The 11,917-nt window shown below is 40.9% G+C and carries 11 protein-coding genes; 4 read left to right on the forward strand and 7 right to left on the reverse strand.

Annotated elements, in window-relative coordinates; all coding sequences use genetic code 11:
* Window positions 1–31: 31 nt before the first annotated feature.
* Genes ND811_RS05840 through eno form a run of 4 tightly spaced genes read right to left on the reverse strand, consistent with a single transcriptional unit; the run spans window position 32 to window position 3,409 of the window.
* Window positions 32–1,045, reverse strand: coding sequence for a YheT family hydrolase (locus ND811_RS05840; protein ID WP_265351174.1), 1,014 nt, complete (start codon window positions 1,043–1,045; stop codon window positions 32–34).
* Window positions 1,032–1,640: a ClpP family protease gene (locus tag ND811_RS05845; protein ID WP_004788639.1), complete on the reverse strand. Its 609-nt coding sequence runs from the start codon at window positions 1,638–1,640 to the stop codon at window positions 1,032–1,034. The genes ND811_RS05840 and ND811_RS05845 overlap by 14 nt, the downstream gene beginning before the upstream one ends.
* Before the next feature lies 1 nt (window position 1,641).
* Complete coding sequence (locus tag ND811_RS05850; RefSeq protein WP_265351175.1) at window positions 1,642–2,106, reverse strand: FtsB family cell division protein; 465 nt, start codon at window positions 2,104–2,106, stop codon at window positions 1,642–1,644.
* A gap of 1 nt (window position 2,107) precedes the next feature.
* Complete coding sequence (eno, locus tag ND811_RS05855; RefSeq protein ID WP_265351176.1) at window positions 2,108–3,409, reverse strand: phosphopyruvate hydratase; 1,302 nt, start codon at window positions 3,407–3,409, stop codon at window positions 2,108–2,110.
* A gap of 122 nt (window positions 3,410–3,531) precedes the next feature.
* Here eno and lepA point away from each other — a divergent pair, with 122 nt between their 5' ends.
* From lepA to ND811_RS05870, 3 genes are all read left to right on the forward strand, one after another.
* Window positions 3,532–5,337 (forward strand): translation elongation factor 4, encoded by a 1,806-nt coding sequence (gene lepA, locus ND811_RS05860; RefSeq protein WP_265351177.1) that lies wholly within the window; start codon window positions 3,532–3,534, stop codon window positions 5,335–5,337.
* 105 nt (window positions 5,338–5,442) lie between these two features.
* A complete protein-coding gene (locus ND811_RS05865; RefSeq protein WP_265351178.1) occupies window positions 5,443–6,561 on the forward strand; it encodes a hypothetical protein in 1,119 nt (372 codons plus the stop codon).
* Entirely contained in the window at window positions 6,558–7,511 is a 954-nt protein-coding gene (locus ND811_RS05870) for a glycosyltransferase family 2 protein (protein ID WP_265351179.1), read from the forward strand. Before ND811_RS05865 ends, ND811_RS05870 begins: the two co-directional genes overlap by 4 nt.
* Before the next feature lie 230 nt (window positions 7,512–7,741).
* Here the strand turns inward: ND811_RS05870 and ND811_RS05875 are convergent, their stop codons facing one another.
* Genes ND811_RS05875 through ND811_RS05885 form a run of 3 tightly spaced genes read right to left on the reverse strand, consistent with a single transcriptional unit; the run spans window position 7,742 to window position 11,115 of the window.
* Window positions 7,742–8,473, reverse strand: a complete 732-nt coding sequence (locus ND811_RS05875; protein WP_265351180.1) for a succinate dehydrogenase/fumarate reductase iron-sulfur subunit — start codon at window positions 8,471–8,473, stop codon at window positions 7,742–7,744.
* 8 nt (window positions 8,474–8,481) lie between these two features.
* Entirely contained in the window at window positions 8,482–10,407 is a 1,926-nt protein-coding gene (locus ND811_RS05880; protein WP_265351181.1) for a fumarate reductase/succinate dehydrogenase flavoprotein subunit, read from the reverse strand.
* Between the two features lie 18 nt (window positions 10,408–10,425).
* On the reverse strand, window positions 10,426–11,115 hold the full coding sequence (locus ND811_RS05885; RefSeq protein WP_265351182.1) for a succinate dehydrogenase cytochrome b subunit: 690 nt from the start codon (window positions 11,113–11,115) through the stop codon (window positions 10,426–10,428).
* Between the two features lie 215 nt (window positions 11,116–11,330).
* On the opposite strand from ND811_RS05885, the gene ND811_RS05890 reads away from it, so the two are divergent.
* The gene (locus ND811_RS05890; protein WP_265351183.1) at window positions 11,331–11,819 is read left to right on the forward strand and encodes a hypothetical protein; all 489 of its coding nucleotides are present in this window, start codon (window positions 11,331–11,333) and stop codon (window positions 11,817–11,819) included.
* Window positions 11,820–11,917: the final 98 nt, after the last annotated feature.

Here is an 11,917-nt window from a genome sequence, read left to right on the forward strand (position 1 = left end):
ACTTCCCTTCCTTATATTTTAATGACGATAATTATGGTTTGATTTGCGAATCAAAAAATTCGAGTAGAATCCGAGGAAGCCATCTTCCTTCAGGATTGTCCGGAGAGGGATCACTGATAAATCCAACATGTCCGCCTTTTTCCGTAAGAACGGTTTGTAATAGGGGATAGGACTTCCAACGAATTTCGTGCCAAACTTCAGAAGGAACCACTGGATCATCATCCGCATGGACAATGAGTCCAGGAACTTTGATTCCACCGAGATATTTGACACTGGAACAAATATTGTAATATTCCAATACATTCGCATAACCAGAAATTGGTGCTGTAAAAAAATCATCAAAATCAAAAAATGATTTACTTCGCAATACTCTTTCTTTCATTTTATCAGAGATTTCATAAACCCCTGAGGTTACCTTTTCTTTCATGGTATCCAAAAAATGATCGCGGTAAAAATTACCTGCCCTCGAATCAATAAAGTCACAACTCCGTTTTAAATCTAATGGAGGGGATGTGGCCGAAAATGCCTTCGAATAATGTTCCCTTTTTTCTCCAAAAAATTTGATCACCATATTGGCAGATAAGGAAAATCCAGAAACAAATATGGATTTAGTAAAATGTTTATATATGTATTTTAATACGGCTTCTAAATCTTCCGATTGGCCGGCATTATAAGGTTTTTTGGCAATACCGAACCCGCGACCACAGTTCCGTAAATTCATACGAACCACCCCATAACCACGATTAAGCGCTTCTTTTCCAGCACTGACCATATAATGGGATTCAGAACTTCCTTCCATCCCATGAATGAGAAGTAAATAGTATCCGTTCCATTGGGAGGCATTTTTTCGAACTAAAGAAAGAGGGGGGTTGTGTTCTAACCAAAGCAAATCCCCAGACCCATCGTTTGTGGGAATGAGGATACTCTCTGAATAATACTCATCCTCCAAAGAATTGTCTGGAGGAAAGAGTACGTTGTAGACAGTTTGTAAATGCCTACCTTCTAAAAATCTTCTAGGTTTGAATTCTCTGTTAGACGACGTCAATTGTGTTTACGATCTTATCTACAATCCCGTAAGCCAAAGCTTGGTCGGCATCCATATAATAATCGCGGTCTGTGTCTTCTACCAACTGTTCGTAAGTTTTGCCACATGCATCCGCTAACATTTGGTTGAGTTTTTCTTTGGTTTTGACAATGTCCTGTGCATGGATGAGTAAATCCGTAGCAGGTGCTTGGATTTGTCCACCAATGGATGGTTGGTGGATCATCACTCGACCATTCGGCCAAATGTAACGATTTCCTTTTTTTCCACCAATGAGAAGGATAGAACCCATTGAGGCAGCCATTCCCATACAGACTGTATGTACTGGTGAGGAAATCATTTGCATGGTGTCATAAACGACAAGTCCAGAGGTGACAACACCACCGGGGCTATTGATATAAAACGTAATTGGTTTTCCAGGATCTACCATTTCCAAATACATCAGTTTGGCAGTGAGTTCCTTGGAAGATTCATCAGTGACTGGACCCCAGAGAAAGATTTTCCGTTTTTCCAGGAATTTCTTACCCATGTTTTTGTCGCTAATGAGATCTTGGATGGTTTCGGTGATTTCTTTTTCTGGTGTTTCTTCTTCTGGCATATTAATTCAGTCTTTTGTGATTAGACATAGGTTGCAAGCGTTTCAGCTTGAAGTAAACGCCTAGAATCAGGAAAACACTGAAAGAAATAAAAAAGAAACGTAACAAAAAGAGCGGAGGCTCTTTCCATTCCCCGCCAAGCCCTGCCGTATGCAGGGAAGCCGGAAGGGCTTTTGTTTTTTGCGTCAAAGGCGAAGGCATTTCTTCGAATTTCAATACATGAGCAGTTTCAGAAAGTAAATAGTACTTCCTTGCTTCCTGTTCTAAGGCATAAACATCATTTTTTAGGCGGCGTTCCTTTTCTTCCAACCCTTGGTTTTCGACCACAAGCCTCTCTACTTCCGCATTGAGATTTTGTAATTCCTTCTCGAGGCGCATACGTTCGGCAATCCCAGACTCGGACAAAAGTCCAAGATAGATACCAGCGCAAATATACGTTACGAGTAGGGAGGCTTTCGTTGGTGTCATATTACTTTAAGTTGTAAAAAGTGTTTACTCCGCTGAAGCTTGCATTTTTTCCGAGTTCTTCTTCGATGCGAAGGAGCTCGTTGTATTTTGCGATCCTGTCCGTTCTGCTAAGTGACCCAGTTTTGATCTGACCTGAGTTTGTTGCGACGGCAATATGCGAAATAGTCGCATCTTCCGTTTCTCCAGATCTATGAGACACGACCGCAGTGTATTGGGCTTTTTTCGCCATCTCAATGGCACTCAGGGTTTCTGTCAGAGTTCCAATTTGGTTCACTTTGATGAGAATGGAATTACCAATCCCTTTATCGATCCCTTGTGCGAGTTTTTTGATATTGGTTACGAACAAATCATCCCCCACAAGTTGGATCTTTTTCCCCAGTTTTTCGGAAAGTTTTTTCCAGCCTGTCCAATCGTTTTCATCCAGACCGTCTTCCATGGTAATGATCGGATACTTGGACACTAAATTTGAGTAGTATTCTACGAGTTCTTCGGCAGTCTTTTCCGGTTTTTTCTCTGCTTTGAGAACGTATTTCTTTTTCTTCTCGTCGTAGAACTCAGAAGCAGCGCAGTCCAAACCAATTTTAATGTCTAGGTCTGGTTTGTATCCAGCCTTTTCAATTGCAGTAAGGATCACTTCGATGGCTTCGCTATTACTTGTTAGGTTGGGAGCAAATCCACCTTCATCACCCACAGCGGTATTTAGACCTTTACCTTTTAAAACTGATTTTAGGCTGTGGAATACTTCAGCACCCATACGAAGAGCTTCGCTGAAGTTGGGAGCCGAAACAGGAAGGATCATAAATTCTTGGAAGTCGATATTGTTGTCCGCATGAGCACCACCGTTGATGATATTCATCATTGGTACTGGAAGTTCACGAGCAAAAGTTCCACCAATATAACGGTATAATGGAAGGCCAGCATGGGCCGCCGCCGCTTTTGCCACAGCCATAGAAACACCCAAAAGCGCATTGGCACCTAACTTAGATTTATTGGCAGTTCCGTCGAGCGAGATCATTGTTCCATCAATGAGAAGTTGGTTGGTTGCCGAAAGGCCTAAGATGGATTTAGAGATTTTAGAATTTACATTTTCAACGGCTTTGAGTACTCCTTTTCCGGAGTATCTTTTTTTATCACCGTCACGAAGCTCTACGGCTTCATGTTCACCAGTTGACGCACCAGAGGGAACCGCCGCACGACCGAAGGAACCGTCTTCTAGTGTGACATCCACTTCAACGGTTGGATTTCCTCTGGAATCCATGATTTCACGGGCTTTGACGGAACGAATGCTATCTTTTTGGGACATCGGGAATTGTTTCTCCTAAGGGATAATTTACTCCCAGTCTTAGGAAATTTAAGCCTCTGACAATAAACTTTTTCGACAAAGAGCCTCGTTCCAGAAAAATGACTTAAAAAGAAGAGGGAACCGTGAACGAACGCCAACAATTCACCCGCAATTTTTCCATCATTGCCCATGTCGACCACGGGAAGTCCACTCTAGCGGATCGTTTGCTTGAGATTGGTCTTGTCACCGACCAAAGGACTAAAAAAGACCAAATCCTCGATTCTATGGACATCGAAAGGGAACGTGGGATCACTATCAAAGCTAACAATGCGTCCTTCGATTACCATGCCAAAGATGGAAATATTTATCATCTCAATTTAATCGACACTCCCGGCCACGTAGACTTTACCTACGAAGTGTCACGTTCCCTTGCTGCCTGCGAAGGGGTTTTACTCATTGTGGATGCAAGTCAAGGGGTAGAGGCACAAACTTTGGCCAATTTATATTTGGCAATGGATCTTGATCTTCGCATAATTCCCGTTATTAACAAAATTGATCTACCTTCTGCTGATATTGACAAATGTAAATTGATGATTGAAGAGTCACTCGGCCTCAATCCGGATGAAGCCATTCCCATTTCGGCAAAAACCGGTCTTAATGTACAAGATGTTTTAGAGGCCATTTGTTATTTACTGCCTCCACCCAAAGGGGATGTCAATGCACCCCTCAAAGCACTCATTTATGATTCCTTTTTTGATACCTATATGGGCGTGGTCGCCAAAGTTCGGTTATTTGATGGAAAACTTCGCAAAGGGGAAGTGATCCATATGATGAACATAGGCCGCCAGTTTACTGTGACTGAAGTTGGGATCAATCGTCTCTCTATGGTAGCTTGTGAAGAACTCCAAGCAGGAGATGTAGGTTATGTGGTGGCTGGGATGAAAAAGATGGGAGATGCGAAAACTGGGGACACCATCACTCATGCCAATAGACAAACAGCAGAAGATGTAAAAGGATTTAAAGACGCAAAACCTATGGTATTTGCTGGTCTATTTCCCATTAACGGGGAAGACTTCGATGCCCTTGTGGATGCGATCGAAAAACTAAAGTTAAACGATTCGGCACTTACCTTCGAAAGAGAAAATTCCGCTGCACTTGGATTTGGATTTCGGGTGGGGTATCTTGGCCTTCTTCATATGGAAATAGTACAGGAGCGTTTAGAAAGAGAATTTAACTTAGCCCTGATCACAACAGCACCTTCTGTCAAATTTCGAATCACTACGACCAAGGAGGATGTGATCGAAGTAGACAACCCAAGTAAATGGCCTGATCCCATTTTAATTGGGAAATCTGAAGAACCATTTGTCAAAGCCACGATCATTGCACCCGAAGCGTATGTGGGGAATATCATGTCCCTTGTGATTGAAAAACGCGGGATCCATATGGATACGGTTTATCTTTCTAAAGACAAACTCCAACTCACTTATGAACTGCCTTTGGCGGAACTTATTTTTGAATTCTACGATAAACTCAAATCTTATACCAAAGGTTATGCTTCCTTGGATTACGAAGAAGTAGGGTATAGAGATTCCAAACTGGTACGGATGGATATCCTTGTGAATGGAGAGCCGGTAGACGCCCTATCCTCTATTGTACACAAATCCAAAGCAGAAGAACGTGGACGAGTCATCATTGAAAAATTAAAAGACCTCATCCCACGCCATCAATTTATGATCCCACTCCAAGCGGCCATTGGTTCGAAAGTGGTCGCTCGGGAAAGTATATCTGCCCTTCGCAAAAACGTAACGGCAAAGTGTTACGGTGGGGATATATCTCGTAAGAAAAAACTTCTCGAGAAACAAAAAGAAGGTAAAAAACGAATGAAACAAATTGGAAACGTAGAAATTCCACAGGAAGCATTCCTTTCCATTTTGAAAACCGGAGATTAGAAGTTTACAATAAAGTTTAAACATCTGCCAATCATACCATTGGCAGATTCAAAACAATCAAGCTCCCCTTATCTGATGAACGATTATAAACAAGGTTGATACCAAATGAATCTTGTCCCTTCCGATCCTTTTGATCATTCCCGCTTTTTCCCCGATCTTCCAACTAGAATTTCTGAAATCCACTTGGTAGCTACATTGAATCCATTACTACTAACCGAGGCGAATTCCTCACACAATCTAGTGACTCAGTCAATGCCAAGACTCCATATCATTCGTGATGACTTACTTCCTTTTGGTTTTGGAACAAAGTGGCGGAAGGCATTTGGTATCCTCCAGTATTTGCAAAAAAATCAGATTTGCAAAGTCCTTCTTTGGGGAGCCATTCATGGAAATTATTTGGCAAGTTTTACTTATATTCTTCGTCGCAGCGGAATCACTGTCGATACGATAACCTACACAAAGGATCCCAACTTTCACTCGTATAACGAAAGGTTGGTAAGAGGCCATTCGCATACGTTAATCTGTTATGCGAATAGGAAAGATGCACTTGCAGTTTGGTTAGAAAAGAAAAAAAATTACAGAGGTTTAGCTTTACCAGAATTTGGAATCCACGAAGGACAAAACCTCGGTCTCCGTTCCTTTTGGCAGGAATTGGAGAAAAAAATATTTCAGTCTATAGATGCCTCAAAAGCCCAGATGGATCCAATTTCACAGAGATACCAAAGGACCAATGCCATCCTTCGAATGGAAATAGGATCTGGAGCAACCTTTCTTTCTGCCTTAAATTATTTTAATGAAACATCGATCCTTGTCCAAGGAGTGATGGTAGGAGAAAAAAAAGAAACTTGGATATTAAAAACGGAAGATTTACAAAAACAATTAAGCCTTAGATCCATTGCGATCAAAGAAGAGCAGATTTTGAAAATCGAGAAAGAAAACAAATCGCAAGTAGAACCAGAAAAGAATAAGGCAACAAAGCCGATATCCTTTGGAAAACAAACACAAGTCCAAAAACAGTGGATTTATGATTTTTATCGAAATACAGATATTCTACTAGAGCCGATATATAGTGGAATGACGATAAAACCCTTACTGCGGGAAATATACGAAATGCAATTATCTCCGTCTTTTGTATTGGAAACAATTCCACCTCCTATTTTTTATCTCCACCAAGGGGGCCAAATCCAACATCTAAATTTGATTTTGGAAAAAGAATCGAAATGAATCCTTTGGAAAAACCACTCGTTTCTGTTATCCTTCCAAGTTTTAATCGCAAAAACATTGTGGATAGAGCCATCACATCAGTGATTTCGCAAACTTATCCCCACTGGGAACTCCATATAGTGGATGATGGGTCAACCGATGAAACTTGGAATGACTTACTTTCTAAACTCACCGGTTGGAAAGGGAAACTATCATCATTTGGTAGAAATCAAAAATCCATCCAAGTCCACCAAATAGAACATAAGGGAGTGAGTGGGGCAAGGAACTTTGGGATGGAAAAAGCCAATGGTGACTGGATTGCATTTTTGGATTCCGATGACGAATGGTATCCAGAGAAACTTTCCAAACAAATGGATTTTCATAAATCAAACCCAGAATTTTTCTTTTCTCAAACCAAAGAGGTTTGGAACAAAAAAGGAAATTTGATGGAACCCAAAGGCAAATACCAAAAACGTTCTGGATGGTTTTTGAAAGAATCCTTAGAACTTTGTATGGTGACATCTTCCAGTTTTATGGCGCATAAGCCAACATTGGCAGAGATAGGTGGATTTCGCACCGAACTATTAGTATGCGAAGATTATGATTTATGGAACAGAATCCTTTTCGCTGGATTTCCTATAGGGCTAATCGAAGAAAACCTAATGGTTCGTTATGGTGGCCATGAAGACCAACTTTCCAACCAGTATCAGGCACTCGAAAGATTTCGATTGTATTCTCTTTTGCTAACAAAAGAAGAATTAAGTGAAAACGGAAAATGGGATTTGTTAGAGCCAGCGCATAAATATCTTTTTCAAATTGCCATCAAATCTCGGATGGACACCATCCTCCAAGGTCGATTCAAACGCGGAAAAGATGCAAAATGGATCGAAAGGTTAATTACCGATTTTTTATCAGAAAATCCAATTTCTAAAGTGGAACGATCAGCTTTGTTAGATGACTCTTTATTTTAATCTGAAAAAAGTTGGAATCAATGTTCCGACACCGATCTTTAATTTTCCATCTACTAACAGTTTTTTGTTTTTTAGTCGTCCGCTAAAGTCTGTTTAAAGGATTAAAAAAAATCCAGAGGACAAATAAAAAACCCGACTGTTTCCAATCGGGTCTTTATACTTTTGGCCACAAACGATAATTGTTTATGCCGTAACTTTAACAAAAAGTATTCACTATTTCACCAAGTGGCTTAGCTAGAGATATACTCTCGGTTTAACCTCGTGATAAAGTTTACAGAAATTTCTTTCGGGCAGGCCGCTTCACATTCGTATTGGTTTGTGCAATTTCCAAATCCTTCTTTGTCCATTGCTTTTACCATTTTACGAACTCGTTCTTTCTTTTCTACAGCACCTTGTGGAAGAAGTGCCAAGTGCGATACTTTTGCTGATACAAAGAGCATTGCCGAGGCATTTTTACATGCAGCCACACAAGCCCCGCATCCAATACAAGTCGCAGCATCCATAGCAAGGTCAGCATCTACCTTTGGAATTGGTAAGGCATTCCCATCAGGAGCTCCCCCTGTATTGATCGAAACATACCCACCCGCTTGGATGATACGATCAAAGGCAGAACGATCTACCAAAAGGTCTTTTACCACTGGAAAAGCCTTGGCTCTCCACGGTTCAATATAAATCGTATCTCCATCTTTAAACTTACGCATGTGCAATTGGCAAGTGGTGGTACCTTTTTCTGGACCATGCGGAACACCATTGATCACCATAGAACAAGCCCCACAAATTCCTTCGCGGCAGTCATGATCGAATGCAATCGGTTCATCACCTTTTTTGATTAGATCATCATTCACGACATCTAACATCTCAAGGAAAGACATATGTTCACTGATGTTGTTAGCTTCATAGCTAACCATACGACCTTTATCGTTTTTATTCTTTTGTCGCCAAACTTTAAGGTGTAACTTCATTGTATCCATTATTTGTAGCTCCTTACGGCAAGGTGGATGTTTTCATACTCAAGTTTTTCGCGGTGTTCTTTAGGAGCCTTTCCTTCACCCTGATATTCCCAAGCTGTTACGTGACAGAATTTTTCATCATTACGTTTTGCTTCGCCATCTTCAGTTTGGTGTTCCTCACGGAAGTGACCTCCACAAGATTCTTCCCTTGTGAGTGCATCCAAACAGAGTAGTTCACCAAACTCTAAGTAATCGGCAACGCGACCGGCTTTTTCCAACTCTTGGTTGAGCTCCGATCCAGATCCGGCAACTTTTACGTTATTCCAAAATTCCTCTCTAAGTTCAGGAATTTTTTTCAAGGCATCTTTGAGACCTTTTTCGTTACGAGCCATACCACACTGATCCCACATAATCTTACCAAGGGCTCTATGGAAATCGTCTGGAGTCTTTTTACCGTTGATCGCAAGAAGTTTGTTTGTCATTTCACGAACGCGGGCTTCTGCTTCTTTGAATTCCGGTCTATCAGTAGAAATATTTTTATGACCTTCCTTCGCAAAGTAATCACCAATTGTATAAGGTATTACAAAGTAACCATCGGCAAGACCTTGCATCAGAGCAGAAGCTCCGAGACGGTTGGCACCATGATCAGAGAAGTTTGCTTCCCCAAGTACGTGAAGTCCTGGTATGTTGGACATCAAATTGTAATCCACCCAAAGTCCACCCATTGTATAGTGAACCGCAGGGTAAATGCGCATTGGCACTTTATATGGATTTTCTCCCGTAATGCGTTCATACATTTGGAAGAGGTTATCATAACGGTCAGCCACTACAGATTCACCCAAACGTTTGATGGAATCAGAAAAATCTAGATAAACACCAAGTCGTTTATCACCAACTTTTGGACCAACTCCAAGCCCATTGTCACAAGCTTCTTTTGCAGAACGTGAGGAAATGTCTCGAGGTGCTAAGTTTCCGTAAGATGGGTATTTTCTTTCGAGGTAATAATCTCTTTCGTCTTCTGGAATTTCATGAGGAGCACGAAGATCATCTTTTTTCTTAGGAACCCAAACCCGTCCGTCGTTACGGAGAGATTCAGACATAAGAGTTAGTTTTGATTGGTAGTCTCCCGCCTGAGGAATACATGTTGGGTGAATTTGCGTATAACAAGGATTTGCAAAACCGGCACCTTTTTTATAGGCACGGTAAGTGGCTGTTACGTTCGATCCTTTTGCGTTTGTCGAAAGGTAAAATACGTTTCCATACCCACCGGATGCAAGTATCACAGCATCTCCTGCATGAGAAGAAATCTCACCTGTGACTAGATCACGAACGACAATTCCTTTCGCATGACCATCCACAAGAACTAGTTCCAACATCTCAGTTCTTGGATACATTTTTACAGCACCACGAGAGATTTGTTTTTCTAATGCTGAGTAAGCACCGAGTAACAACTGTTGTCCAGTTTGTCCTTTTGCATAAAAAGTTCGGGATACTTGTGCTCCACCAAAAGACCGGTTGGAAAGGGTTCCACCATATTCACGAGCAAAAGGAACACCTTGTGCGACACACTGATCAATGATATTTGTGGATTCTTGTGCTAAACGATAAACGTTTGCCTCTCTGGCACGGAAATCCCCGCCTTTTACGGTGTCGTAGAACAATCTATAAACGGAGTCACCATCATTTTGGTAGTTCTTCGCCGCGTTGATCCCACCTTGGGCAGCAATGGAGTGGGCGCGTCTTGGACTGTCTTGGAAACAAAAAACTGAAACTTGGTATCCAAGTTCGGAGAGTGTAGCAGCAGCAGAAGCGCCAGCAAGACCTGTTCCTACGATGATAACTTTATATTTACGTTTGTTAGCTGGGTTTACAAGTTTGATATCTTGTTTGTGTTTGTCCCATTTTTGTTCCAAAGGACCCGATGGAATTTTTGCATCTAATTTCATAACTTCTCCTAAAAACCCTTAACGGACATACCCGAGTAAAATCGAGATTGGCATGGAACAATTTCCCAGGAAAATGATAAGACCAAGTCCTGTAGATAGTTTCTGAATGGTGGGGTTGTGTTTTGGTGCAAGGATCCCCAAAGTCTGAAACATAGATCCCAATGCATGGGAAAAATGAAGAGCAAGGAAAATCATAAAGACAATATAAGTTCCTGAAATGATGGGATCTTGAAACCCTAGAATCACCATTGCATAAACGTCATGAACCACATCACCGTTTTTCAGGATGTATTCAAAACTGTAATGTTCTGGATTCGTGATACCTAAAGTAAAATGTGCAAGGTGATACACAAGAAACGTAAGCAAAAGGAGTCCACTATAGGCCATTGTCCGAGATGCTACAGAGGCTTGGATCGTAGAACCTTTAGCATAAGATACTGGCCTAGCACTTGAGTTTTCAATTTTTAGGAGGATGGCTGTGCATACGTGTCCAAAAAAGGCCACAATCAGTCCAATCCTTGCTACCCATAATAGGGGACCTAAATCCTTGAGAAACTTTGCGTAGGTGTTTAATTTTTCTGGTCCTTGGAAAACTTGAAGGTTTCCGACCATATGAAGGATCACGAACCCAAACCAGATAAATCCAGTAATGGCCATTATGATCTTCTTTCCAATTGAGGACCGAAAGAAGTCTAGACTCAACGTCATTGAAGAGCTCCTGATAGAGTATAGGTGTAAATTTTTCTATTACGTCCAGGTTTAGACAGAATCCACTTCTCGTAAATTCATAAATCAATTGGCAACCAACTTAGTATTTTGAGTTTGTTTCTCAATAAAAACCGGATGTAGACAGGGTGAGGAAAAGGCTTGAGCCTAGGCCTTTCTTAAGCCATTATTGCTAAATCTTGCGACGAAAACGACAAATGGACTTGGAAATTAAGAATGGATGGAGTCAAATTCCCCTTCTTGTCCTTTTTTGGGTCTCCTATGGGTTTTGTTTGCATCCCAATGGAAATTATACTGAAAATAGAAAGACCTATTTGCGGGAAGTGGGATTGCCAATTCTTGTTACCATTCGTCCTCGCCATAAAATCCAATCAAAAGAATTACAACTCTTCATCAAAACGGAAAACCTAACAAATACTAGTATCTCGAAGTTCCAAATTTTATTTTTTGCCTTAGATGATCAAAAACAGATTTTAATACCGGAAGATAAAAAAACACCAGAATTGATTTGTTCGATCGAAAAACAAATTTTGCCGAACGTAATTCTCAAATGCCATGTGGGGCCTTTCGTATATGCAAACCTTTGGTCTTCGATCCATATTCAATCAATTTCTTTTACTACAGCGGACCAAGTGCGCCACGTCATTAGTGAAGCTGATCTAGATGATGTGACTGTATGGTTGTAAAAATCACCTTTTTAATCATATTCCCTAAGTATTCCATTGAATCCTTGGGAACTTTTTCCATTCAGGTTGACATTTCCTCACTCTAATTTTAGGCTCAC

This window comes from Leptospira soteropolitanensis (assembly GCF_026151655.1).
Taxonomy (GTDB): Bacteria; Spirochaetota; Leptospiria; order Leptospirales; family Leptospiraceae; genus Leptospira_A; species Leptospira_A soteropolitanensis.